This is a genomic window from Hyalangium sp., assembly GCF_045802625.1.
Lineage (GTDB): Bacteria > Myxococcota > Myxococcia > Myxococcales > Myxococcaceae > Hyalangium.
In genome coordinates this window covers 72,439-97,146 of record NZ_JBJMQP010000118.1, presented here as the reverse complement: position 1 = coordinate 97,146, position 24,708 = coordinate 72,439, and the positions used below count along the sequence as shown (strand labels likewise).

The following is a 24,708-nucleotide window of genomic DNA, read 5'->3' as shown; positions in this document are numbered from 1 at the left end:
CACGGAGCCTGTGGTGCGATGAAGGTGGGCCGGCGGCTGGAAGGCGTCAGGGTCCGCCCCGAGTCCCTGGGGCCTTTCCTTCATTTCAAACGCGGGCGCTATACGCGCAACCTCGTCTACCGGGACTCGCGCTTCGAGGTGGTCGTCAACTGCTGGGACTGCGGAGTCTCCTCGCCGATCCATGATCACTCGGATCAGGAGTGCTGGTTCAGCATCCAGGCCGGCACCTTCCAGCTCGAGGACTACCCGCTGCTGGCCGGTGGGAAAGCGCCGGGGTACGCGCTGCTGGGCCCGCCGAGCATCGCCGAGTCCGTGGGCCTCGGCCATGTGGACTACCGCGGGCGGTTGGACTCCATCCATCGGGTCTGCGTGCTCGAGGGCCCCGCCGTCTCCCTTCACGTGTACGCCGCGCCGGTGGAGGAGTGCCTGGTGTTCGACGTGCGCCGCCAGCGCTGTGCGCCCCGCCGGCTGTGCTACCACTCCGTCTTCGGCCGCCCCGTGGACACCCGCCCCCCAAGCCAGGTCCCCGATCGGCCCTGAGCGCCGGGCCGCTCCGCCGCGGGACAGCCAGCCCCGCGAGGGTTTGCCATCGTTGGAGCCATCCAGGTGTTTGGGGCGCTAGAGTGACGTCCCGATTATCCGCCGAGGACTCCAAAGCCGAGGGCTTGCCTATGAAGCGAAGTCTCGCAGGGGCTGCTTGCTTGTCCGCACTGCTGGCACTCATGGCGTGTAGCAGCGGAGGAGCCGGCAAGGACGACGGCGGGGATCCCTCCCAGACGCAGTCACGGCCCGGCATGGGCCCGTCGAAGGAGAAGCCGGTCGGCACCGCCTACACCCTCCCCACGGGCGTCGAGCTCCAGAAGCCCATCAAGGGAGATGACCCCTTCTGCATCCCGGTGGACCAGAAGGAGAAGGACAAGAAGGGCAGCGGAGGCCTGGTGCGCGTGTGCCTGAACTTCCGCAACACCTCCCAGCAGCCCATCACCGTGGTGTTCCCTCCCGGGCTCGTCTTCATCTCGGACTCGGACGCCAGCCAGAACGGCATGCTCCTCCAGAGCGCCTCCATCGAGGTGCCCGCCGGACGCACCCAGCTCTTCGTCCCCCTCTACCTCTACTGCCTCAACAAGAGCCGCGATCCCACCGCGGGTGGGCAGGACACCTACAGCATGGGGCCTGTCACGCAGGACGCCTCGGTCCTGGAGCTCACCGGCTTGCTCCAGAGCAAGACGCTGCCCCTGGTGGAGTCCAACAACACCGTCCAGGAGGCCGTCTGGCACATCACCGATGGGTCCGGCCTGACGGCCTCGGACCGCGAGGCCATCAACAAGCTCTGATCGGCTTCTCAGGATTTGAGGTTTGGAATCCCGTTGCACGAGAATTGCACCGGGCGTCCATTTGACGGATGGAAGGAAGCGGCCAGTTTTCAGAGCATAGGGCGGTATGAGGTTCAGGGTCTTGATCCGCGGAGCGAGCACGGGGGAGTCGGGTCAGGCGGCCGTTGAGTCCGCCATCATCCTCCCGCTGTTCGTCTTCCTGCTGCTGGGCGTCCTCCAGCTGGGCCTGATGCACCAGGCCCGGTTGATGACGAAGTACGCCGCCTACAAGGCCGTGCGCGCCGGGGCCATCAACAACGCCAAGAAGAGCGTGATGGAGAATGAGGCCCTGGCGGTGATGCTGCCCCTGGTGAGCGAGGGCCGCAGGGGGGGCGAGTACATCCAGACCATCAACAGCGCCTCGGACTTCACGACCAAGTGGAACACGCCCGGGGTGCAGGGCAACCGGATGCCGGACACCGGCCTGCAGTACGTGGAGGTGGTGACGTGCGGCCCCACCACGGCCGAGGCCGGCGGCGGCTCGTCGGGCGAGATGGACTTCGATGATCCGCAGGTGGCCGCCAGCGATGACTGGCAGGGCAACAACCGCACCAAGCTTCGCATCCAGGTGACGTTCAACTACCGGATGCCCATCCCGTTCGCCAACTGGGTCATCTTCAAGGCGGCGATGAACCGGGAGATCCCCATGCTCATGCGCATGGGCAAGCCCACGAAGAACTGGGGCTTCGACAACAAGTACGAGGCCGCCGCCTCCAGCGGGGCCTACGTGTTGCCCATCCGCGCCGCCTACACCATGCGGATGCAATCCAATATCTATCTCTCGCAGCTCCCGAGCAGCAACGCATGCCTAACCTCCAACAAAATGTGAAGCGGGCTGCGCGGGGCCAAGCGCTCGTCCTGGCCTCCCTGTCCCTGTTCCTGCTGTCGCTCATGGTGGTGCTGAGCTTCAACCTCAGCCACGCCCTGCGGATGAAGACACGGCTGCAGCAGCACAGCGACGCGGTGGCCTACTCCATGGCCGTGCTCCAGGCGCGCACGCTCAACTACTACGCCATGAGCAACCGTGCCATCGCCTCCACCTTCGTGGCGATGAACACCGTGCACGCGTACATGTCCGCCGCCAGCTCCACCGGCGACATGATGCGCGCGGCGCAGACGGACTTCTACGAGGTGATGGGGCTCGAGTTCGCCCAGTGCAGCCCCTGCCCGTGGCCGCCCTCGGCCTGTCTCCACTGCTTGCACGGCCTTCAGGCGCTGCGCATCGCCACCAAGTTCGGCCGGGAGGGCCGCAACTACGACAACAAGGTCAAGAACACGGAGAACACCTTCAACAAGGCGGTGAAGTCGCTCGACGTGATGATGAACACCATCCACGCCTCGCAGAAGCTGGTGGGCACGGAGCTGATCAACGCGCTCCGGGATGGCAACTCGTCGGGCCTGGATCAGCTGCGGCAGATCAACGCCCCCGAGGCCAGCACCGTGAACAGCGCCGTGGGCGGTATGAACGTGGCCGAGTTCAGCTGCGCCATCGACGGCATGGTGTGCGCGCTGCCGGGCCGGCCCTCCAACGCCTCCAACAGCACCCGCGGCATTGAAATCACGGAGGTGGCCAACGCCTCGCGCCCGGACTGGACGGCCAACCGCAGCTATCCCCTGGAGTGGCTCAACCCCCAGTTCTCGCAGGACCTGATGCACAACATCCAGGGCGAGGGCGCCACCATGATCGTCAGCCACAGCGGCAGCGCCAAGACGGTCAACTCCCGGGGCAATGGGGCCTTCCACAACGCCAACGCCGGCAACGACGGCTCGATGTCCGGCTCCCACGAGCACGGCGACACCTTCAGCTTCTGGAAGCACGGCATCGGCGTGGCCACCTACAGCTCGGAGATCGAGTCGGACGCCAACGGCGGCCACCACTCGCCCAGCGGCGCCCACTCGGGCAACCACAACGGGTTCGGTGGCGCCAACACGAAGAACCTGCTGGCCTGCACCATGCAGGGCGACTGCTTCATGAAGTTCCGCGCGGACCCCGACCAGAAGCACGACTTCGGCCAGCCGCACGTGTACAGCTACATCACCATGCCGCTGCGCGCGGACGCGGTGACGAAGGCGCCGTGGCAGCTCAACACCTCGGCCACCGTGAAGTGGGACAACGGCGGCACGGGCACGGCCACCATCAACCTGGCGGCCAATGAGGGCGCGGGCCTGTCCAAGGCGCTCGTCTACTACCACCGGTTGGGGGCCTGGAAGGAAGACCCCAACATGTTCAACCCCTTCTGGCGCGCCAAGCTGCACCCGTTCACCGCGCAGGAGGCCGCCGAGGTGCTCACCGCCGCCGGCCAGACGGACGCGGCGCAGATGGCCGCCGTGCCCAACCTGCCGCTGTGAAGCGCCGGACCTGGAGCCTTCCCATGCCTCGTTCCTTCAAGAAGCAGCGCGGTGCAGCCACGGTGGAGACGGCGATCAGCATGATCATCATCATCCCCGTCTTCATGTACGCCCTCTTCCTGGATGATCTGCTGCGCTACGCGGCGGACCTCCAGGAGGCGGTGACGTCCACGCCGTGGGACTTCACCATCCAGGACTTCAACCGGCCGAGCGAGCTGGGCCTGGCGTACGTGCCCGGCACCGCCCCCGTGGCGGGCGGCTCGGCGGTGCAGAAGAACGCGCGCCTGATGTTCTGCGACCACGAGTCCAGCGGTGACAGCTACAACCAGAGCACGGACTGCGACGGGCTGAACCACCACGTGGGCCATGCGCTGAGCGGCCACGTGTGCTGGCTCAACGGCGACGCCGAGCAGGTCGCCTGCGAGAGCCCGAGGACGAACGTGGGCGACTTCGGCGACACCACCTTCGGCGGCTACAAGGGCTCCTTCGGCAACAACGGCGGCCTCTTCGAGTGCCACGGGCGTGAAATCGTGGAGAACTACCTGATGCCCAAGACGTTCCTCCAGAGCTTCTCCAAGGTGGACATGAGCAAGGAGAACTGGAGGGACAAGAGCGGCGATGTCCACTCCAAAGCCCAGGCCGGTGACAACGACACCGCGTACTTCCTGGAGAAGGTCCACTTCTCCGTGGTGGCCGACCCGTGGGCGCTCAACGACAGGAACCTGGCCAAGCCCGCGGGCAGCACGGATGGCCCGGTGTGGGACCGCGTGAACAACATCTACACGGGCAACCCCGCGGGGACCATCGCCATCAACATGGCGCGCGCCTTCATGCTGGAGACGGTGTCCCAGGGGCTGCTGATCAACCCCACTCAGGACGACCCGGGCACGGCCCGCATCTCGTTCCCCGCGGGCGCGCCGCCCTCGGTGCAGGTGAACGGGGACAGCGGCTCGGCGGGCTACTTCTCGGCGCCCTGGCGTGACTCGGCGTACCAGAACACGTACAACAACCGCGGCGGCTACTACATGGGCTGCACCAACCCTGAAAGCTGCTGATGGCGCGTGAGCCGTCCTCTCTCGCGCGAGCGGGGCTGTTGCTGTTCTCGGTGGCGGTGGCGGGCGCGCTGATCGGCTTCGGCTGGGAGTCGAGCCTCCCTGACGAGGACAAGCCCCTGGTGCCGCTGCCCACCGGGGCCGCGGACGAGCGGCCCTCGTCGCCCCAGTGGTACTCGGGCCCCTCGCCCCAGGAGCGCGCCATCACCCAGCGGGCCACCGCGGGGCTGCCGCCCTACAAGCAGGCGGCGCCCGAGGCGCTCGCGGCGGACTACCTGGATCCCGGCTCGAAGATCGCCGTCGCGTACTTCACCACCAAGGACAGGCCCTTCGAGGTGCTCGAGTTCTACCGGACCACGCTGCTGGATGCGGGCATCCCCACCGTCCAGCACCTCTACAACGACAACGCCGGGTACGTGGGCTACATGCAGCCCAACACGGAGGAGATGCACATGGTGTCGGCGCTCGCCCAGGGCGGAGAGACCACCGTGTTCGTCTCCTCGGGCCAGGTGGCCTCCTTCGTGGCGGGCCAGGATCAGGACCAGCGGGTGCCTCCGGAGCTGCCCATGCCGCCGGGCGCCACCAACCCCGTGGTCCTCACCTTCCACCAGGAGGGCAGGGTGCGCTACTCGGTGATGGCGGAGGAGGAGTCCGCCCAGGCCTCCGAGACGGCTGACTTCTACCGCCGGGCCTTCGAGTCCCAGGGCTGGAGGCTCGAGAGCGCCTCGGCGGGCAACCCCCTGGAGGCACACTTGACGGCCAGCCGGGGCAGCAGCCGAGCCACCGTCATGGTCAACCAGCAAGGGGCGGGCGTGCGGCTGTACCTCACCTTTGATCGGCAGGAGTAGGCTGAGCCGAAGACACTCGCGGAGAACGCAGATGAAACACGCATGGAATCGGATCCTCACGGTGACGCTCGGAGCCGGATTGCTCTGGGGCGGTATGGCGCTGGCCAAGAGCCAGCAGCAGCAGGAGCGCGAGGAGCACCATGATGGCTGCATGGGCGCGTGCAAGCGGGAGCAGAAGCAGTGCGAGGACGCGTGCAAGAAGCACGCGACCACGGGCACCAACCTGTGCCTCAAGGCGTGCGGGGATCTGCAGAAGGAGTGCGAGCAGGACTGCCAGAAGCCCGGAGGCAAGAAGTGAGCTCCGCGCTGCGCAAGCCCTGGCCACGCCCGCTGCGCCGAGGGCAGGCCATGGTGGAGTACGTCACCATCGCCGCCGCGTTCCTCGGCTTCACCGTGCTGAGCTGGCCCTACCTGGTGCAGATGATCGACGCGCTGGGCAAGTACTTCAGTTCGCTCTACTACATCATCCAGTCGCCCCTGCCCTGACGGGGGCCGGGCAGCGGCCGGGCAAGCCCGAAGCACCGCGCCGGCCGAGCACTGTCAGCGGGGGCCGCTAGCCTGCGCGAGTCACCCGCTCCCAGGAGTCCACCACTCCGGGGGCGCTCGCCACCTCCTCTGAGGCCGGGGCCGAACAGCGGTGGAGCGTCAGCGGTGTTTCCGCCGAGGCGTCCGCGCGGGTGACTTCGGAGGGTGTCATGAAGATGCAGGGTTGGATGCTGGGCTGCGGCCTGGCGATGGGAGTATGGCTGGGCGCCATGCCGGCGCGGGCCGAGGACAAGCGCCGCGAGTCCCCACGGTGTGAGGAGCGCTGCAATGATGAGTCCCAGCGCTGCCGGGAGATCTGCAAGAAGTACGCGGGCAATGACAACGACGCGTGCTTCAAGGCGTGCAGCGACGAGGAGAAGCGCTGCACGCGCCAGTGCAAGGAGTCCTCGGGCCGATAACCTCCGGCCCGGGGCCTACCACTGGGTGTCGGGCAGCGGGGCCCGGAGCGTCTCCGTCTGGGAGCGCACCAGCCCCAGCTTCGTGCCGAGCCGGTAGAGCGCCTGGGCCTGCTCCACCACCGGCGCCCACGGGGCAAGCGCGGCCACGGAAGCGTTCGCCTCGTCCTCGCTGTTGTCGCCGCCTCCGCCGCCGAGCATCTCGGCGAGGACCTCCGCCGGCTGCTTCTTGCGCGGGAACACCTGCACACGCACCTGGGCGTCCTTGGGCAGCTTCGCCGCCTCCAGGGCCAGCTCCATCGCCTTGGGGAAGCCGCCCAGCTCATCCACCAGCCCCTTGGCCTTGGCGTCCTCGCCCGTCCACACGCGGCCCTTGGCCAGGGACTGGAGCTGCTCCAGCGGCAGGTTGCGCCCCTTGGCGGCCCGCTGCGTGAAGTCCGCGTACACGCGGTCCAGCGAGGCCTCGTTCTTGGCCCACTGCTCCGGGGTGAAGTCCGAGTCCGTGCTGTACATGGTGGCGTCCTTGCCCAGGGCGATCGTCTCCCAGTTCACCCCCAGCTTGGCCCAGAGGTCCGCCGTCACCATCTTCCCGCCGAACACGCCGATGCTGCCGGTGAGGGTGCCCGGCTGGGCGACGATTTTATCCGCCTCCATGGAGACGAAGTAGCCGCCGCTGGCCGCGTAGGTGGCCATGGAGACGATGACGGGCTTGCCCTTCTCTCTCGCGTGCTGCACCTCGCGGCGCACGGTGTCGCTGGCCACGTAGCTGCCTCCGGGGCTGTCCACTCGGAAGAGGATGGCCTTCACCTTCGGATCATCCGAGGCCTTGCGCAGCGCCAGCGCCACGCTGTCGCCGCCCATGTTCTGCTCGCTGCTGAGCGGGCTGCCTCCGCTCTTGCCGCGGGCGATGCCGCCCACGCCGTACACCAGCGCAATGGTCGAATCGCCCGTGGTGTGGGGCCGGCCCACGCGCTCCAGGTACTTGTCCACGAAGAGCAGCTTCGTCTTGTCGCCCGCGAGCTTCTTCACCTTCTCGAGCACCTCGTCGCGGTAGAGCAGCCCGTCCACCAGCTTCGCCTCCAGGGCGGCCTGGCCCAGCAGCGGCGCGCGATCAATGAGGGACTTCACCTCGTCCTCGCTGAGCTTGCGGTCCTCGGCCACGCCGCGGACGATCTGCCCGTAGAAGCTGCCGAGCATCTTCTCCATGGCCTCGCGGTGCGGGGCCGTATAGGTCTGCTCGGTGTACGTGTTGACGGCGTTCTTGTACTCGTAGCGCTGGCCGATGTGCGGCTGCACGCCCAGCTTGGCGAAGGCGTCCCTGGCGAAGGGCGTCTCCAGCGCCAGGCCCGTGAGGTTCACGTCGCCCGAGGGCTGGATGTAGACCTCATCGAAGGCGGAGGCCAGGTAGTAGGCGCCGGTGGCGGCGCTGGACTCGCCCAGCGTGTCCGCGTAGGCGATGGCCTTCTTGCCGCTGGCGCGGAAGGTCTTCACCGCGTCACGCAGCTCCTGCACCTCGGCGATGCTGCCGGGCTGGCCCACGTGCACCAGGAGCGCCTTCACCCGGTCGTCCTTGGCGCCCTTCTCCAGCGCGTCCAGCACGTCGTGCACGGTGGTGTCGTTCTTGCCGAAGGCCCCCGCCAGCGAGTTCTCCGCCACCTGCTCGGGCAGGGCTTTGTCCAGGTCCAGCTCGAGCACGACGTTGCCCGGCACCCCCGGCTTGCTGCCCGCGGCGATGAAGATCAAGAGGATGAAGCCGAGGAAGACGAGGATCGACAAGGCCCCGATGGTGGCCAGCGCTCCGACGATGAAGCGTTTCATGTGACGCAGACTCCTCGGGCCGGTGAAGGGGCGGCCCGGATCAGGTGCTTACTACTAACGAGGCCCCCGGACGATGTTCCAGAAGGGACAAGAGGGCCGGACTGTTCGCGGCTACTCGCCGGCACTGCTTGCTGGGATTCACCCGCTGAGTCCTTCCGGGAGGCAGGCGGAGGGGCTCAGATGCCCTGAGTCATCCAGGAGGCGGCATGTTCAGGAGGCTGTGCTGGGCTGGAGTGCTGTGGCTGCTGAGTGAACTGTGGGGGTGTTCGGCCCCGAATCCGAACGTCCGGGTGCGCCGGTTGCCAAATGGGTTGTTGGAAGTGGACGGGCCATTGGCCGGACCGTTCAAGACGCTGGGGGAAACTCCGGGATGGGCGTGGGATCCCCATTGGGAGGGTCTACAGTGATCAAGGAAGTATTGAGATGATGGAAGGCATGGACTGGCTCCCCTGAATGGTGTCTATGTGCGAGGTGTCATGAGATTGCCATTTCCTGTTTTGGCCTGTTGTCTTGGCCTGTTGAGCGGATGTTCGTACTTTGGTTATTACAAGTACGAAAAGGCGGTCGAACTCCCCTCCATGGGAAGAGGCGAGGTGCGTTATCCGAACTCCTACGAGAAGGGCCTCCACATGGACGGGCCGATGACACGGGCGCTCGCGGTAGCGATGAACCATTACTTGCCGCCGGGTGCGAAGGTACAGGGTGATGACAAGCGGATTAACTGGTGTCTCTCTCGATGGGAGAACTACGACACATCCGTGCTGCGGGTCAGCGACAATCTCTTCTTCGTGGAGTTCGCTCCCGATTTGTCCAGATGTGGAATCGACGCCATCATCCCAGACGCAGGTGCTGAATACGCCATTGATGGGCAAGGGCGGATTCTCGACGTTCATTAATACTCGTGCGCTCTGCTCCCAGGCGTAAGAGCGGTCGGTGGTTTCTCGGGATGACGTGTAAGGTCCACGCGGTTGAAGGCCCCGTCCACACCCCGCTGACCCGAGAGCTCTGCATGCGTCGTGTCCCCCTTTCCCTCTTCACTGCCCTGCTGCTCACCGCCGTGCCGGTGCTGGCCAAGGCTCCAGCCCCCGCCGCTCCGGCCCCTGCCGCGAAGGCCGACAAGGCCAAGGCTGGCACGCTTGCCCCGGTGGCGAGCGTGGAGGGCATCAACGAGTACCGCCTCCCCAACGGGCTGCGCGTCGTCCTCTTCCCGGATCCGACCAAGCCCACCGTCACCGTGAACGTGACGTACTTCGTCGGCAGCAAGCACGAGGGCTATGGCGAGGCCGGCATGGCCCACCTGCTCGAGCACCTGATGTTCAAGGGCACGCCGAAGACGGCCAACGTCCCCCAGGCGCTCACCGAGCGCGGCGCCCGGCCCAACGGCACCACGTGGCTGGACCGCACCAACTACTTCGAGACGCTGCCCGCCTCGGACGCCAACCTCTCCTGGGCGCTGTCCTTCGAGGCCGACCGCATGGTCAACAGCTTCATCGCCAAGAAGGACCTGGACAGCGAGATGACCGTGGTCCGCAACGAGCTGGAGCGCGGCGAGAATGATCCGCACTCGGTGCTCGAGCGCCGGGTGATGAGCGCCGCCTACCTGTTCCACAACTACGGCAAGCCCACCATCGGCACCAAGGCGGACGTGGAGAACGTCCCCATCGAGAAGCTCCAGGCCTTCTACAAGAAATACTACCGGCCGGATAACGCCATGCTCGTGGTGGCCGGCCGCTTCGACGAGGCGAAGACGCTGCAGCTCGTCCAGGACACCTTCGGCCGCCTGCGCCCGCCCGCCCAGCCCATTCCCCATACCTATACCGAGGAGCCCACCCAGGACGGCGAGCGCGAGGTGACGCTGCGCCGCGTGGGAGAGACCGGCGCCATCACCGCCGTCTACCACGTGCCCGAGGGCGCCCACCCCGACTTCGCCGCCATCGACGTGCTCACCGAGGTGCTCGGCGACAACCCCTCGGGCCGGCTCTACAAGGCCCTGGTGGAGTCCAAGAAGGCCGCCCGCGCCTATGCCTACAACATGCAGCTCCAGGATCCGGGCGTCATCCAGTTCGCCGCGCAGACCCGCGAGGGCCAGTCCCTGGACGCCGCCCGCGCCACGCTGATCCAGACGGTGGAAGGGGCCGCCAACACTCCGTTCACCCAGGAAGAGGTGAACCGCGCGAAGACGAGCCTGCTCAAGCAGGTGGAGCTCGTCCTGAATGACTCGGAGCGCGCCGCCATCTTCCTCTCCGAGTGGGCCGCCATCGGCGACTGGCGCATGCTCTTCCTGCACCGCGACCGCATCCAGGCCGTGAAGCCCGAGGATGTCACCCGCGTGGCCGCCACGTACCTCAAAGCATCCAACCGGACGCTGGGCGAGTTCATCCCCACGCCCAAGCCGGACCGGGCGGAGATGCCGCCGCGGGTGGACATCGCCGCCATGCTCAAGGACTACAAGGGCCACACGGCCGTGGCCCAGGGCGAGGCGTTTGATCCGTCCCCCGCCAACATCGAGGCCCGCGTGCAGCGCTCGCAGCTGCCCGGGGGGCTGAAGTTGGCGCTGCTGTCCAAGAAGACGCGCGGCGAGATGGTGAGCGTGGCCCTCAACCTGCGCTGGGGCACCGAGCAGGCGTTGATGGGCAAGCGGGACGCGGCCCAGATGGCCGCCGCCATGCTCATGCGCGGCACGAAGACCAAGAGCCGCCAGCAGCTCCAGGACATGTTCGACAAGCTCAAGGCGCGCGTGAGCGTGGATGGCGGGCCCACGGGCGCCGCCGTCTCCGTGGAGACGACGCGGGAGAACCTGCCCGCGGTCCTGCGGCTGGTGGCCGAGGTGCTGCGCGAGCCCGCCTTCGACGCCCAGGAGTTCGCGCTGCTGCAGCAGGAGCGCCTGGCCGGGATGGAGAAGGCTCGCACCGAGCCGGACACGCAGGGCAGCTATGCCTTCCGGCGGGTGCTCGGCGGCCAGTACCCCAAGGGCCACCCCTACTACGCGCCCACGGTGGCCGAGGACCTCGAGGGGCTGAAGTCCGTCACGCTGGAGCAGGCGCGCGCCTTCCACCATGACTTCTATGGTGCCTCGCAGGGCGAGCTGGCCGCGGTGGGCGACTTTGATCCGAAGCAGCTCGCGCCGCTGGTGAGCGAGCTGTTTGGCGAGTGGAAGAGCCCGGCCCCGTTCATGCGCGTGCCGCAGACCTTCAACGACGCGGCGGCCCAGTCGCAGTCGGTGGAGACGCCGGACAAGGCCAACGCCTTCTTCCTCGCGGGCGAGAACCTGCAGCTCAAGGATGACCACCCGGACTATCCGGCGCTGATGCTGGGCAACTTCATGATGGGCGGGGGCTTCCTCAACTCGCGGCTGGCCACGCGCATCCGCCAGAAGGAGGGCCTGTCCTACGGCGTGGGCAGCAACCTCAGCGCCAGCTCGCTGGATCCGGTGGGCGCCTTCACCGCCTACGCCATCTACGCGCCGCAGAACGCCGGGAAGCTGGAGGCCGCGCTGCGCGAGGAGCTGAGCCTGGCGCTGGAGAAGGGCTTCACCGCCCAGGAGCTGGAGAAGGCCCGGGGAGGCCTGCTGGACTACCGGCAGACGAATCGCGCGCAGGACGGGGGGCTGGCGCGGCAGCTGGCCAACTACCTGTTCCTGGGGCGGACGCTCGACTTCGACGCGGCGCTCGAGCAGCGCATGGCGAAGCTGACGAGCGAGGACGTGCGCCAGGCGCTCGTGCGGCACGTGGATGCGAAGAAGCTCACCGTGGTGAAGGCGGGAGACTTCGCTGGGGTGACGAAGAAGGAGAAGGCCCCGGTACCCGCCACCGCGGCTCCGTAGCGAAGCGGCGCCAGAGGAGGCTCAGGGCTTCTGGGCCTCCTCGTCGTGCAGCAGATCCACGAGCACGAAGGCGGTGCGTCCCGCCTTCACTTCGATGGGCTTCTCCACGACCTTTCGCAGCTTCTTGTTGACGAACTTCAGGGTGTAGACGCCCGGGTTGATGTTCACGCTCGCCAGCGGCGTCGCCTGCCCAAGCCTCTTTCCTTGAAGGTAGATGATCGCCGAGGGCCGGACCTCGATCTCGATGGTGCCTGTCGTCTCGAGCTGATCGGCCCGGGCCTCCTCCGTGGCGGGCGGGGTTGCTGGGGCAGCGGCCTCCGGACCGGTCTGGGGAGTGGCGGGTGCCTCTGCTGGCGTGGGAGTGGCATCTCCTGAGCGAGCGGGGCCGGTGGCGGGAGCGACCGGTGCGGGCGCGGGCCCAGGCTGCGGCGGGCCAGAGCGCTGCGAGAGCAGATAGCCGCCGCCCGCGACGAGCAGCACCGCGCCAGCGATGGCCGCACGCAGCGGCCCCGACATCCGTGAGGGAGAGCGAGCCGCGGGCGCTGCTACCGCGGGGACCAGGAGGGTGTCCTCAGCGGCAGGCAAGGTAGCCCGCGGGAGAGGATCCGGGGGCGGCGCTGTCACCGGCTGGGCGGGAAACGCATCCACACCGGCGGGCAGTGGGGACTCACTCGGGACGGACCGGATCAACGTGTCGGTGATCAACGGGCGCCCGGGCAGCTCCTCGGGCTGGCTCGGCGCGGGCCGCAGCGCCGTGTCCGTGAGCGGCCCGGGGGTTGTGGGCAGGGGCAGGGGCAGGAACGGCGCATCCTGCGCTGGCGGCGAGACCTGCGCGATGAACTGGGCCAGGTGCCCCGTCGTCACGGACTTACCCGTGGACAGGAGGTACTCCTCCAGCGCGGCCTGGAAGGCCAGGCAGTCCGGGTAGCGCTGGTGGCGGTCCTTGGCGGTCGCACGCTCGAGGATGTGCAGCACGGGCTCGGGCAGCTCCGGCCGGAGTCGCGCGGCGGGCTTCGGCGGATCGAAGAGGATGGTGTGCATCAGGCTCACGTCCGTGTCCGCGTTGAACGGCCGTTGCCCCGTGAGCAGTTCGTAGAAGACGACCCCCAGCGCGTACACGTCCGCCTGCCGATCCATCTGATCGTTGCGGATCTGCTCGGGCGGCATGTACGCCAGCTTGCCCTTGATGATTCCCGTCTGCGTCCGGTGCTGCTGGTCGGCGGCCTTGGCGATGCCGAAGTCCACTACTTTTACCGCGCCCTGGCGTGACACCAGGATGTTGTCCGGGCTGATGTCTCGGTGGACGATGTCCAGCGGCCTGCCCGTGGCCGGATCCTTGAAGTCGTGCGCGAAGGCCAGCCCCTCGCACGCCGCCGAGATGAGGCGCGCGGCAATGGCCGGAGGCAGCGGCCCCCCGAGCTTCAGCGAGTCATCGAGGAGCTTTCGCAGGCTCGGCCCGTCGATGAACTCCATGGCCAGGTAATAGGCGCCGGCGCTCTCGCCGAAGTCGAAGATCTGGACGATGTTCGGGTGGTTGAGCTGGGCGGCGAGCTTGGCCTCGCCCAGGAACATCTGGACGAAGGACGGGTCCAGGGCCAGGTGGGGCAGGACGCGCTTGAGCACCAGGTGCTTCTCGAAGCCCATGGGGCCCGCGGCCTTGGCGAGGAACACCTCGGCCATGCCTCCGGTGGCGAGCTGCCGGATCAACTGATACTTGCCGAGTTGCTGCATCAAGAGCCGGATCCTCCTTGAGAGCGGGGTACTCTCCAGGGCGGGGGCGGCTATCAACCGCCGCGCGGGCAGACGGTGACACAGAGTCGGGCCGGAGGGGAATGCGGTAGATGAGAGAGCGGCGGCCCGGATGATTGCCCGCCTGTGCCTCTAACGGGTCTGGGATGGGCCCTGCCTGGAGTGGATGGTGAACTGGAACCTGAGAGGGTGCGTGCTGGCGATGGTGAGCGCGGTGGTGCTCGTCTCCTGCTCTTCGGGGCGGAACGAAGCCCTGAAGCCCGTGCCCCAGGACTCCACGGAGAGGCCTGCTCGGCCAGCGAGCCAGCCGGATGCCGGTGCTTCCACCTGCGCCTCGTGCGGCCCGAATGATCAGTGCGTGAATGGGCGCTGCGTGTGCCAGCCTCTCACCTGTTCGTCGGGTGGCAAACGCTGCGGCCAGGTGAGCGATGGGTGCGGCGGCGTGATCGACTGTGGGCGCTGCTCCCGCTGCGGCCCCGACGAGATGGAGTGCTGCGGCGCCTGCATCTCCAAGGCCGAGGGGCGCTGCCCCGAGAACGTCCACTGCCCCACGTCTCTGCCCGACAGATGACGCACGCGGCGCTCCCACCACTTCCCGTGTCAGACCGAAGCCTTACTCCTTGGCCATCACCACAAGGAGTTCCCATGAGGTCCACTCTTCCCGTTCTCGGCTGCGCCGCTCCCATTCCGGGGTGTCTTCCCGAGGATGAGGTGTGCTCCTCGCCTACCGCTTGCGCTGATCCGACGGCTCGCGCGGACGCCGACGGCGCTCACCGGGCTTCCATCGTTCCTGTGTGGGAAGTGGACTCTCCTCTTCCTGGCGCGAACGCCTCGCTGCCGGTGGCGCTCGCCGATGCCGAGGCCTGCACTCCCGCGGTGCGCAAGGCCCGGCGCGAGCCCTCCCCGGCCCGCGAGGGGGACTGCACGCGTGGCACTCGCAGCTTCGTGGATGTGATGGAGTGTCTGATGTAGCGCGGGCCTCGGTTCAGCCCACGTCCACCACTCGCACCTGCACCGCGTTGTTGCCGTAGCCCAGCCGGTTCCACGGCGCGAGCTCGGGCTGAGTCTCTCCGGCCTCGTCCGTGGCGCGGGCTCGCAGCGTGTGCCGGCCCGGCGCCGCGTCCTCCCATGTGAAGGCCCAGCGCACCCAGGCCGAGGGCCTCGGCGTCTCCAGCAGCGTGGCCGGTTGCCAGCTCTCGCCGCCGTCCACGGCCACCTCTACTTGCACCACCCGCCGCTCGCCGCTCCAGGCCATGCCTTGCACCACCACCCGGCCTGGGGCCACCCGCTCGCCTTCCGCGGGCGAGCTGATCTGCGATTTGACCCGCATGCGCGTGACGGGCTCGGGGGCCCGGCCATCGCGCGAGTCATAGACGTAGCGCTCGCGCTGGTAGTAGCCCTCGAAGGGCCGCGTGAGGGCCTCGATGCGGTTCACCCACTTCACGCTCGCCATGCCGTACCAGCCGGGGACGATCAGCCGCACCGGCGCCCCGTGAGCGCGCGTCAGGGGCGCCCCGTTCATCTCCAGCGCCAGCAAGGTGTCCGGATGCAGCGCCTTGCTCACCGGAAGGGAGCGGGCGAAGCGCTTGCTCCCCTGCCCGTCTGCTCCTTCCACCAGCACCTCCACCACTTCCGGGCGCAACCGGACGCGGGTGAGCACCTCGGCCAGGGGGACTCCCTTCCAGATTGCCGTGCCCAGCGCACCCTGCATCCAGGGCTCGCCCTCGGGCAGGGGGGACATGGACGTCCGCCCGTTCCCCGCGCACTCCAGCGTCACCGTCAGCGAGCGCAGCGGCCCGCGAGCCAGCTCCGCCAGCTCCAGGGTGAATGGCGCCTCCACCGCTCCTTCCACCGCGACTCGGTGCGTGGCGGACGGCAGCTCCGGCTCCGAGTGATTGCTGCGCACATAGAAGGAGGCCGTCGGAGTCTGGGCCTGGGCCAGCGCTTCCGGCGGCGTCTCCGCGTTGAAGGGCTCGGGCTTCACCACGATGAGCTTCGCCCGCTCCTCTTCCATGCGGACCCCTGGCGAAGCCGCCGTCTCGGCACTTGTCTCCATCACGCCCTTCCCCACCCTCCAACGGGTGTGGTTCTCCTCCTGAGCCGCTGGGTCGCCCTGTCGGCGGCGCATGCCACAAACCTGTCTGACAGTCAGACAGGTTCGTGGCGATCGACTCCGGCCCCGCTCCCTTGCGCGTCGCGCAGGATGAGCCCCCCTCCCCCTCCAACCCTCCTAGGAGATGGGGAGCGCCCAGGCACGGGACAAGGCCCCGCGTTCGCTGGCGGGCACTTGATCCACCGGACGTTCAGCCGGTTACCGGCGGCTGGAGACTCGAGGACACGCCCGCCTCCTCGCTTCCCGGGGGACGGCTTGGGTCGAGAACGCGGCAGCCAGGCGTCGGTCGTGGTAGGGCTCGGGGCGCCACAGCGCACCCGTCCCTCTCCTGGAGCGCGAGGGAAGTTCGACCATGAAGCACCGGTATGACGTCATCGTCGTGGGCCTGGGCCACGCGGGCTGCGAGGCCGCGCTCGCGTGCGCTCGCATGGGCCTGGAGACCCTGGGGCTCACCCTCAAGCGGGACCGAGCCGCCGTCATGAGCTGCAACCCCGCCGTCGGAGGCACCGCCAAGGGGCACCTCGTCCGAGAGCTCGATGCGCTCGGCGGGGAGATGGGCCACGCCGCGGACCGCGCCGGCACGCACTTCAAGACGCTCAACGCCTCGAAGGGCCCCGCGGTCCAGGCCACGCGCGTGCTGTGTGACAGGGATGGCTACGCACGTACCGTGCAGTCCGTCCTGTTCTCCCAGCCGAACCTCACCGTGCACGAGGCCGAGGTCTCCACGGTTGTCGCCGAGGGCGGCCAGGTGGCGGGCGTGGTGCTCGGGGATGGCACCCAGGTGCAGGCGCGAGCGGTGCTGCTCACCACCGGCACCTTCCTCCAGGCCCTCATGCACGTGGGCGAGAAGAAGGAGGTGGGCGGCCGACTCGGCGACGAGGCCGCGCGAGGGCTCTCCGAGTCTCTGCGCTCGCTGGGCTTCTCGCTCGGCCGCTTCAAGACGGGCACGCCCGCGCGGCTGAAGCGGGACTCGATCGACTGGGACGCGGTGGAGCCTCAGCCGGGAGACCTGCCGCCGCGCTTCTTCTCGTGGCGCACGCGGCGGATGCTGGCCGGGGCCGAGCCCACTCCGCTCCAGCCGCCAGTCACCTGCGGAATCACGCACACCACGCTGGAGACGCACCGGCTGCTGCGAGCCAACCTCCACCGCTCGCCGCTGTTCCAGGGAGACATTGTCGGCCGAGGGCCTCGCTACTGCCCCTCGCTGGAGGACAAGGTGGTGCGCTTCGCCGAGCGCGAGCGTCACCAGGTGTTCCTGGAGCCCGAGGGGCCGGACTCGCCGCTGGTGTACCCGGCGGGCCTGTCCACGAGCATGCCCGCGGACGTGCAGCTCGAGTTCCTGCGCACCATCCCCGGCCTGGAGCACGTGGAGGTGGTCCGCTTCGGCTACGCGGTGGAGTACGACTACGCGCCGCCCACGCAGCTCACCTCGACGCTGGAGACCAAGGCGGTGCGAGGCCTGTACTTCGCGGGGCAGCTCAACGGCACGTCCGGCTACGAGGAGGCGGCGTTCCAGGGGCTGTACGCGGGCATCAACGCGGGGCTGCAGGTGAAGGGCGAGCCGCCGCTGTTGCTCGGCCGGGAGGAGGCGCACGGGGCGGTGCTGGTGGACGAGCTGATCACCAAGGGCGTGGACGAGCCCTTCCGGATGTTCACCAGCCGCTCGGAGCACCGGCTCAAGCTGCGCGAGGGCAACGCGGAGCTGCGGCTGGCGCGGCACGGGCACCGGGTGGGGCTGCTGCCGCGCGAGGCGCTCGAGCGGGCGGAGGCCCGAGGGCGAGCGGTGGCGGAAGAGGTGGCGAGGCTGAAGCGCACGGGGCTGGCGATGAAGCTGAAGCGGCCCGAGGTGAGCTACGCGGCGCTGGCGGCCGAGGCGCTCGAGTGGCCGCGGGTGCCGCCCGAGGTGGCCGAGGAGGTGGAGGTGGAGGTGAAGTACGAGGGCTACATCGCCCAGGCCGAGCGCGCGGCGGCTCGCGAGGCGGAGGCGTGGGATGGGTGGAGGATCCCCGCGGGCTTCCGGTTCAACGAGGTGCGCGGCCTGTCGGCGGAGGCGGTGGAGAAGTTCACGGCGCACCGGCCGGGCACGGTGGGCCAGGCCCGGCGCATCCCGGGACTGACGCAGGCCGCGCTGTCCCTGCTGCTGGTGGCGTTGAAGAAGGAACGGAAGAACTGATCATCAGGGGGCTTGGATCCGGGCGGCTGCTCGGTGTATGTCGCTGCCCCCCGAATTCCGGATCAACCCGCCAGAATCCCATAGGCAGCCGGGCGCGCTTCAGGTACATGGTCGCCCCCCACCCGGCCGGAGAGCAGACTCATCCAGTCGGATCAACCTCTCCCACCCTGTCAAGTTGGTATGTCCCAGTGCGCTTCCAGGCGCGGCTCTCGACTGTGAATCTGTGGACATGAGCGCAGGCCGCCTGTGGGAAACGTGTGGATAACCCACCGTTTCCTGAGGCGATCAACGAAATCAGCTACTTGCGGGGAGGGGGGATGTGGAGGATCTGTGGATAACACCCGCTTCGTTGATCAGCTCCAACAGGGGTGCCAGGCGCTGGGGGTAGGACTGAGTGAGGACGTCCCGCCAAAGCTCCTTCGCCTCATGAGTGAGCTGATCAAGTGGAATGCCAAGGTGAATCTCACCGCCATCACCGCCCCTGAAGAGGTGCTCGAAAAGCACTTCCTGGACTCGCTGGCGGTGCTGCCCGAGGTGGAGGGTGCCGCCTCCCTTTTGGATCTCGGCGCCGGGGCTGGCTTCCCGGGTCTGCCGCTCAAGCTGGCGCGCCCGGCGATGACGGTGACGCTCGTGGATGCGGTGGGCAAGAAGGTGGGCTTCCTCAAGGCCGCCATCGCCGCGCTCGGGCTGAAGGATGCGAGAGGGCTCCACGCTCGCGCCGAGGGCAAGCCCGAGGCCGAAGGCATTCCCCGCGCCGAGGTGCTCATCGCCCGCGCGTTCATGGACCTGCCGGACTGGCTGAACCTCGCGCCCGCGTACGTGCTGCCCGGAGGCCGCGTGGTGGCGATGCTGGGCAAGGCGCAGCCCGAGGCGGAGCTGCAGGCCCGCGCCTCCGAGCGCGCCCTGCGCCTGGTCTCCTCGCGTCAGTACCGGCTGCCGTTCTCCGGCGCCGAGCGGCAGCTCGCCGTCTTCTCCCAGGCCTGATCAGCCCGCGGCGCGAGTCCTTATCCTTATATAGGTGACGAAGGACGGCGCGGTGGCTCGGGGCTCAGCGTGAGCTCCACGCCACGGACTCCGACTGGAGCGAGAAGATCCGCGGACTCCGCGGCAGCTCGCCTCCCGCCAGACACGTCGTCGCGCCCGTGAGCGTGAACGTGGCCGAGTCCGACAGCCCCAGCGCGTTCGTCACCGTGGCGGTGATGGATGGCGTGGTGCCTGTCAGCACGCAGGGCGGCGGCGTCCACTCCACCTCGCTCTGCGTGGCCTCGGACACCGGTGCTCCCAACGTGCCCGTGTTCGCCGCCCAGGTGAGGGTGAGCGCTCGCGCCTGCGGATCATTGGCCACCACTCGGAAGGTGACGCGGCTGCCGGCGAACAGGCGCAGCTCGGACTGGAAGGTGCTGGTGATGCGCGGGCCGGCCTGGGGCTCGGACACGCTCTCGTGCGGAGAGGCGGGGCGCGCCGCGGGCTCGGCGGGCTGCTGACTGCATCCGCCCACCACCATCCCCAGCGCCGCCAACAGCCCCCTGCCCTTCCAACCTCTGTGCGAGTGCATGGCACGCCTCCCGGCTCCTCGCGCGGATCGAGCGAGGCGCACAGTGTAGGAGGCGTTCATGAGAGGGCCAGTTTTCAGCGCCTCGCCGGGCCCGGGGCTTCAGTAGTCAATCGTTTCGGGATCCGAGGCGCGCGGGTGCAGCTCTTTCGGCTGGAGCGGGCAGTCGGGACCGTAGAGCTCGAACGAGCGGACGTCCGCCCAGCCTCCGTGCCACCCGGTGCCGTTCAACCGCACATAGCGGGCCACGCGCTGGGGGAACCACACTCGCCGAGGGATGTCGTTGTCCTTGGGCGTATTGGTCATCGCGTGCAGGTAGCTCCAGTGCGAGCCATCCACGCTCGTCATCACGGTGCTCTGCGAGCTCTCGCCGAAGCGTGTGTCCCAGCCCCAGTCCAGCACCAGGGCATCCAGGAGACGGTTGCGCCCCAGGTCCACCTGGAGCCACGCGCCCTCTGTCTGGGTGCTCCACCAGGCGGTGCGCGGATCATGGTCGAACGCGGCCTGGGGCTCGGTCTCCAAGGAACCCGAGGCGCTCGCGATTCCATTCTTCGCGTAGTCGCAGTCGAGGGGCTTGTGCTGAGGGGCCCACTCTTCCTTCGTCCCGAGCCGCGCCGCCCCCACGGTGTTCATCGTGTCGTTCGCGGCTGGGGCTGGAGGCGGGTACGCGCTCCGCCTCGAGTCGGACGCCGACGTGGAGGCCTTCGGGGCCGGTTCGACGTTGGAGCAGGGGACAGGGATGGCGCGGGGCGGGAGGTCCTCGGCGTCCGCCAGGAAGACGGGGTGTGGGGCGGTGGCGCGGCCGGTAATCATCCCCGCGCCGAAGATGAACAGCGCGGCGCCCGTGCCCAGCGCCACCGGTGCCAGGCGGCGCCGGAGCGGTGGTGCCGGAGGACTCGCCGGAGCATCCAACTCCCGCAGCGCCTCGTCCGCCGAGCCGAAGCGGAGCGCCGCATCCCCCGCCGTCAGCCGCGCGAGGAACTGGCGGAACTCCACCGTGACATCCACCCGCGAGACGAGCTGCTCCGGCCTCGCGTGGCGCGGTTTCTCCTCCGACGTCCAGGAGAGCGCTTCCACGAGCGTCACGCCCAGCGCGAACAGATCCGTGGTGGCATCCAGCTCGCCACCGGTCTGCTCCGGGGGCGTGTAGTGCGAGGCCTCGGGGCTGGCGCGGCCGCGCACCCAGCCAGCGCCGAAGTCGACGAGGAAGAGGGCGCCATCCGGGCGGCGGATCAAGTTGGCGGGCTTGAGGTCGCCATGGAACACCTGGGGCGAGCGGCTCTGCAGGTAGCGGAGGAGGTCGAGCACTTGCCGAGCCAGCTCCCGCGCCTCGAGCTCGGTGGAGTGGCGGCTGGCCAGCTCGGTCTCCAGCGGAGTGCCTTCGATGAACTCCTGGGCCAGGTAGAGGCGGGTCTCGGCGCCGAGGCCGAGCTGCAGCATGTCCAGGTAGCGAGGGATGCGCGGGTGGGTGAGGTTCTGGAGCTGCCGCGCTTCCTGGTGGAAGGCCTGGAGGGTGGCCTGGGCCGGCTCGGAAGAGAATGACAACTCCTTGAGGACGATGAGCCCATCCGTCTCATCGGCGAGATAGGTGCGAGCCGCGCCGCGCTGCCCGAGCACCTGGCGCACGCGATACGAGCCGACTCGGACCGCGACGCCACAGTGGATGCAGCGCTCGCCTCCGGCGTCCCGGCCGCAACCGGGGCAGCTGCCCTGAGAGAGAACAGGCCCCGTCATCAAAGTTCTTCTGGATCCGGATGACATCGAGCGAGTGGCCTCCCACTGCGTGCGAGTCCTCCATTCTCTGTCGGCGCGGGGGCCCGGAACAAGGGCAGTGGAACCTCTGGACCCTCCGCGGCCGTGTTCCACGTGGAACCTCTGAACCCGCCGTGGCCGTGTTCCACGTGGAACATGGAGACTCCCAAGCCCGCCGTGTTCCACGTGGAACGTACCCCCAGCGCCCGCTCCAACCCCCCTCCGAGGCACCTGAGAAGGGGAGGGAGCAGGCTCGAAATGCCACTGGATTGGAGGCCCTTTTGGTGGCTCAATGCGCCGCACTTTCGTGCACCGGGCGACACTCCCAGCACACCGAATGAGGATGGGCCACGTGGGTCGAATCATCTGCATCTCCAACCAGAAGGGCGGCGTCGGAAAGACCACCACCGCCATCAACCTCGCCGCCAGCCTCGCCTCGGCTGAGCGCCGCACGCTCCTGGTCGACATGGATCCCCAAGGCAACGCCGGCAGCGGCCTGGGCCTCAAGCGCGACGCGCTCCAGGGCACCATCTATGAGGCGCTGCTCGAGGGCCGCCCCATGAAGGAGCTCATCCACGACACCGAGCTGCGCTACCTCAAGGTCATCCCCGCCACGCCGGACCTCACCGGCGCCGAGGTCGAGCTGGTCAACCAGGACCGCCGCGAGTTCCGCCTGCGCGAGGCGCTGCGCCCGCTGGCCAAGGAGTTCGACTACATCCTCATCGACTGCCCGCCGTCGCTGGGCCTGCTCACGCTCAACTCGCTGGTGGCGGCCGACTCCGTCCTCATCCCCCTGCAGTGCGAGTACTACGCGCTCGAGGGCCTGTCCCAGCTCACGCACACCGTGGACCTGGTGCGCCAGGAGCTCAACAAGGCGCTGAAGATGGAGGGCATCCTCCTCACCATGTTCGACGGGCGCGCCAACATCGCCAACCAGGTGGTGGAGGAGGTGCGCGGCTACTTCAAGGACCAGGTGTTCGGCGTGGTGGTGCCGCGCAACGTGCGCCTGGCCGAGTGCCCCTCGTTCGGCAAGCCCATCATCCTCTATGACATCAAGTCCAAGGGCTGCGAGAGCTACCTCGCCCTGGGCCGGGAGATCATGAACCGCGAGGGTAGGAAGCCGCCTGCTCGCAAGGTTGCTTGATTCGCTGGCCCACCCCGACGAGCCTCCGCCTTCTTGGAGATGGTGACGTGTTGAACGCGAATGCTGGTGACAAACAGAAGCGGGCGCTGGGCCGAGGCCTCTCTGCCCTGATTCCCCAGGCGGCCCCCACGCCCGCCGCCAACGCGGTGGCCGAGCCGCCGCCGGCGAAGAACAACGGCGTGCTCAAGCTGCCCATCGAGTCCATCCGCCGGGACAATGAGCAGCCGCGCCGCTACTTCGACGAGGCGAAGCTGGCCGAGCTCACCGCGTCCATCAAGGCGCAGGGCGTGCTCCAGCCGGTGCTCGTGCGCAAGGAGGGCAACGCCTACAAGCTCATCGCCGGCGAGCGTCGCTGGCGCGCGGCCCAGGCCGCCGGGCTGAAGGAAGTGCCCGCGCTGGTGCGTGAGGTGACGGAGGCCCAGGCCTTCGAGCTGGCGCTGGTGGAGAACCTCCAGCGCGCGGACCTCAACCCTATCGAGGAGGCCGAGGGCTACCAGCGGCTCGTCGAGGAGTTCAAGCTCACCCAGGAGCAGATCAGCCAGCGCGTGGGCAAGGAGCGCTCCACGGTGGCCAACGCCCTGCGGCTGCTGGCGCTGCCGGACGATGTGAAGGCGTTGGTGGCGGATGGCTCGCTGAGCATGGGCCATGCGCGAGCGCTGCTCGGGGTGCCGCGGCTGCCGGAGATGCAGGCCCTGGCGGTGCAGGTGGCCGAGCAGAAGCTGTCCGTGCGCGACACCGAGAAGCTGGTGCAGCAGAAGCGCACGCATAAGAAGGATGGGGGCCGGCCGCCCAAGCAGAGCCCCCAGGTGAAGGCCCTCATCGAGGAGCTTCAGCGTCGATTGGGAACAAAAGTACGTCTGTCGGAGAGGTCCCCTGGTAAAGGAACTTTGGAAGTGGACTTCTTCTCGTACGATGACCTCGACCGTCTCTTGAAGCTTCTCAGGAAGGAGTAGCGCGTGGCGCTCCTCGGCGGGAAAAAGGACGAAGCACCTGGCAGCACTACCAGTAAGCCATTGTTCAAGCGGGAGGAGGATTTCGTGTCGACGCGCCCAGGCGACATTCACACGCTGCTCGGCAAGGGGAGCGAATTTTCCGGAAAGCTCACCTTCGAAGGGCAGGTTCGCATCGACGGCAAGTTCAACGGGGAGATCGCCACCAAGGACACCATCGTCATTGGCGATGGTGCCCGGGTGGAGGCCACCATCAATGCCGGCACCGTCATCATTCATGGGACGGTGGTGGGGAACGTGACGGCGGCTCAGATCATCGAGCTCAAGCAGCCGGGCCGCGTGAAGGGGGATCTCACCACGCCGGCGCTCACCATCGAGCGAGGGGCCGCCTACGACGGCACCTGCAAGATGGTGGAGGGCGGCAGGGCGGCGCCCCCGCCGGGTGGTGACAAGAAGTAGTGACGCGCCTGCCCCACAAGGCGCTCCTGGCGGCCGTGCTGGCGTTCGCCGCGCTGGCCGCCGGGTGCTCGAAGAAGAAGGAGGCGCCTGCTCCCTCGTCCGGGAGCGGAGCCTCCGTGGGGACTTCTGAACGTTCGGCTCCTCTCCGCGCGGGAGTGAAGGTGCCGCTGCCTCAAGGCTGGTCGGCGCTCGTGGCGGCGGACGGCAGCTTCCAGGCGGGGCCTCCAGGCCAGCCGGTGCTGCGGGTGGACTTACGCCGAGGCGAGGGAGAGAAGATGCCCTCGGTCGCTGCGCTCGCCAGCTCCATCCGCCAGCAGTTCTCCGGCTTCCAGGTGTCCCTGGATCAAGAGGAAGGCGACGAGCAGGTGGCCCTGGTGCGCATCACCCTGGCTCCCAAGCAGGAGGATGGGGGGCTGGGGCCCGAGGGCCCGGCGATGCTGGGGGCTCGGCGGGTGGGGGATGATCTGTTCCTCTGTGCCACGCTGCCCGGCGCCAATGCCGAGGATGTGCGCCTGGCCACCGAGGCCTGCCGGGACATCCAGCTCCAACCCCCCGGGAAGTGATCAGCGGGGTGTCCCGCGGAACCGCACACCCGCCGCCGGTGTCCTACTT

Annotated in this window: 24 protein-coding genes; 19 read left to right on the top strand and 5 right to left on the bottom strand. The window is 68.4% G+C overall.

The window, feature by feature from the left end; genetic code table 11:
* The first annotated feature begins 18 nt into the window (after positions 1-18).
* From ACJ8AT_RS22375 to ACJ8AT_RS22335, 9 genes are all read left to right on the top strand, one after another.
* Complete coding sequence (locus ACJ8AT_RS22375; RefSeq protein WP_407739832.1) at positions 19-540, top strand: cysteine dioxygenase; 522 nt, start codon at positions 19-21, stop codon at positions 538-540.
* A 161-nt stretch (positions 541-701) separates the two neighbouring features.
* On the top strand, positions 702-1,334 hold the full coding sequence (locus ACJ8AT_RS22370) for a hypothetical protein (RefSeq protein ID WP_407739831.1): 633 nt from the start codon (positions 702-704) through the stop codon (positions 1,332-1,334).
* A gap of 106 nt (positions 1,335-1,440) precedes the next feature.
* Positions 1,441-2,202 carry a TadE/TadG family type IV pilus assembly protein gene (locus tag ACJ8AT_RS22365; protein ID WP_407739830.1) on the top strand — a complete coding sequence of 254 codons (762 nt, stop codon included), beginning with the start codon at positions 1,441-1,443 and terminating at the stop codon, positions 2,200-2,202.
* The gene (locus ACJ8AT_RS22360; RefSeq protein ID WP_407739829.1) at positions 2,199-3,722 is read left to right on the top strand and encodes a hypothetical protein; all 1,524 of its coding nucleotides are present in this window, start codon (positions 2,199-2,201) and stop codon (positions 3,720-3,722) included. The genes ACJ8AT_RS22365 and ACJ8AT_RS22360 overlap by 4 nt, the downstream gene beginning before the upstream one ends.
* A 23-nt stretch (positions 3,723-3,745) precedes the next feature.
* Positions 3,746-4,777 (top strand): hypothetical protein, encoded by a 1,032-nt coding sequence (locus ACJ8AT_RS22355; RefSeq protein ID WP_407739828.1) that lies wholly within the window; start codon positions 3,746-3,748, stop codon positions 4,775-4,777.
* The gene (locus tag ACJ8AT_RS22350; protein ID WP_407739827.1) at positions 4,777-5,622 is read left to right on the top strand and encodes a hypothetical protein; all 846 of its coding nucleotides are present in this window, start codon (positions 4,777-4,779) and stop codon (positions 5,620-5,622) included. The genes ACJ8AT_RS22355 and ACJ8AT_RS22350 overlap by 1 nt, the downstream gene beginning before the upstream one ends.
* A gap of 31 nt (positions 5,623-5,653) precedes the next feature.
* The gene (locus ACJ8AT_RS22345) at positions 5,654-5,920 is read left to right on the top strand and encodes a hypothetical protein (protein WP_407739826.1); all 267 of its coding nucleotides are present in this window, start codon (positions 5,654-5,656) and stop codon (positions 5,918-5,920) included.
* Positions 5,917-6,108: a hypothetical protein gene (locus tag ACJ8AT_RS22340; RefSeq protein WP_407739825.1), complete on the top strand. Its 192-nt coding sequence runs from the start codon at positions 5,917-5,919 to the stop codon at positions 6,106-6,108. The genes ACJ8AT_RS22345 and ACJ8AT_RS22340 overlap by 4 nt, the downstream gene beginning before the upstream one ends.
* Before the next feature lie 209 nt (positions 6,109-6,317).
* Positions 6,318-6,566 carry a hypothetical protein gene (locus ACJ8AT_RS22335; protein WP_407739824.1) on the top strand — a complete coding sequence of 83 codons (249 nt, stop codon included), beginning with the start codon at positions 6,318-6,320 and terminating at the stop codon, positions 6,564-6,566.
* Between the two features lie 15 nt (positions 6,567-6,581).
* Here ACJ8AT_RS22335 and sppA read toward each other — a convergent pair whose 3' ends face one another.
* Entirely contained in the window at positions 6,582-8,381 is a 1,800-nt protein-coding gene (gene sppA, locus ACJ8AT_RS22330; RefSeq protein WP_407739823.1) for a signal peptide peptidase SppA, read from the bottom strand.
* A gap of 476 nt (positions 8,382-8,857) precedes the next feature.
* Between sppA and ACJ8AT_RS22325 the strand changes: the two genes are divergently transcribed.
* Positions 8,858-9,277: a hypothetical protein gene (locus ACJ8AT_RS22325; RefSeq protein ID WP_407739822.1), complete on the top strand. Its 420-nt coding sequence runs from the start codon at positions 8,858-8,860 to the stop codon at positions 9,275-9,277.
* 113 nt (positions 9,278-9,390) lie between these two features.
* On the top strand, positions 9,391-12,204 hold the full coding sequence (locus ACJ8AT_RS22320) for a M16 family metallopeptidase (protein ID WP_407739821.1): 2,814 nt from the start codon (positions 9,391-9,393) through the stop codon (positions 12,202-12,204).
* A 21-nt stretch (positions 12,205-12,225) separates the two neighbouring features.
* On the opposite strand, the gene ACJ8AT_RS22315 is transcribed toward ACJ8AT_RS22320, so the two are convergent.
* Positions 12,226-13,935: a serine/threonine protein kinase gene (locus ACJ8AT_RS22315; protein ID WP_407739898.1), complete on the bottom strand. Its 1,710-nt coding sequence runs from the start codon at positions 13,933-13,935 to the stop codon at positions 12,226-12,228.
* 184 nt (positions 13,936-14,119) lie between these two features.
* Between ACJ8AT_RS22315 and ACJ8AT_RS22310 the strand changes: the two genes are divergently transcribed.
* Positions 14,120-14,524, top strand: a complete 405-nt coding sequence (locus ACJ8AT_RS22310) for a hypothetical protein (protein WP_407739820.1) — start codon at positions 14,120-14,122, stop codon at positions 14,522-14,524.
* A 230-nt stretch (positions 14,525-14,754) separates the two neighbouring features.
* The gene (locus tag ACJ8AT_RS22305; protein ID WP_407739819.1) at positions 14,755-14,925 is read left to right on the top strand and encodes a hypothetical protein; all 171 of its coding nucleotides are present in this window, start codon (positions 14,755-14,757) and stop codon (positions 14,923-14,925) included.
* A gap of 13 nt (positions 14,926-14,938) precedes the next feature.
* Here the strand turns inward: ACJ8AT_RS22305 and ACJ8AT_RS22300 are convergent, their stop codons facing one another.
* Positions 14,939-16,009, bottom strand: coding sequence for a sulfite oxidase (locus ACJ8AT_RS22300; RefSeq protein ID WP_407739897.1), 1,071 nt, complete (start codon positions 16,007-16,009; stop codon positions 14,939-14,941).
* A 409-nt stretch (positions 16,010-16,418) separates the two neighbouring features.
* On the opposite strand from ACJ8AT_RS22300, the gene mnmG reads away from it, so the two are divergent.
* Entirely contained in the window at positions 16,419-18,239 is a 1,821-nt protein-coding gene (mnmG, locus tag ACJ8AT_RS22295; RefSeq protein WP_407739818.1) for a tRNA uridine-5-carboxymethylaminomethyl(34) synthesis enzyme MnmG, read from the top strand.
* 330 nt (positions 18,240-18,569) lie between these two features.
* Positions 18,570-19,223: a 16S rRNA (guanine(527)-N(7))-methyltransferase RsmG gene (gene rsmG, locus ACJ8AT_RS22290; RefSeq protein ID WP_407739817.1), complete on the top strand. Its 654-nt coding sequence runs from the start codon at positions 18,570-18,572 to the stop codon at positions 19,221-19,223.
* 64 nt (positions 19,224-19,287) lie between these two features.
* Here the strand turns inward: rsmG and ACJ8AT_RS22285 are convergent, their stop codons facing one another.
* Entirely contained in the window at positions 19,288-19,794 is a 507-nt protein-coding gene (locus tag ACJ8AT_RS22285) for a hypothetical protein (protein ID WP_407739816.1), read from the bottom strand.
* 99 nt (positions 19,795-19,893) lie between these two features.
* A complete protein-coding gene (locus tag ACJ8AT_RS22280; RefSeq protein WP_407739815.1) occupies positions 19,894-21,525 on the bottom strand; it encodes a protein kinase domain-containing protein in 1,632 nt (543 codons plus the stop codon).
* 370 nt (positions 21,526-21,895) lie between these two features.
* Here ACJ8AT_RS22280 and ACJ8AT_RS22275 point away from each other — a divergent pair, with 370 nt between their 5' ends.
* From ACJ8AT_RS22275 to ACJ8AT_RS22260, 4 genes are read left to right on the top strand one after another with little or no spacing between them, the layout of a single operon-like run.
* Positions 21,896-22,687: a ParA family protein gene (locus tag ACJ8AT_RS22275; protein WP_407739814.1), complete on the top strand. Its 792-nt coding sequence runs from the start codon at positions 21,896-21,898 to the stop codon at positions 22,685-22,687.
* Between the two features lie 50 nt (positions 22,688-22,737).
* Entirely contained in the window at positions 22,738-23,640 is a 903-nt protein-coding gene (locus tag ACJ8AT_RS22270) for a ParB/RepB/Spo0J family partition protein (RefSeq protein WP_407739896.1), read from the top strand.
* Positions 23,641-23,643: 3 nt separating this feature from the next.
* On the top strand, positions 23,644-24,096 hold the full coding sequence (locus ACJ8AT_RS22265) for a polymer-forming cytoskeletal protein (protein WP_407739813.1): 453 nt from the start codon (positions 23,644-23,646) through the stop codon (positions 24,094-24,096).
* Positions 24,096-24,659 (top strand): hypothetical protein, encoded by a 564-nt coding sequence (locus ACJ8AT_RS22260; protein WP_407739812.1) that lies wholly within the window; start codon positions 24,096-24,098, stop codon positions 24,657-24,659. The genes ACJ8AT_RS22265 and ACJ8AT_RS22260 overlap by 1 nt, the downstream gene beginning before the upstream one ends.
* The last annotated feature ends 49 nt before the right edge of the window (positions 24,660-24,708 follow it).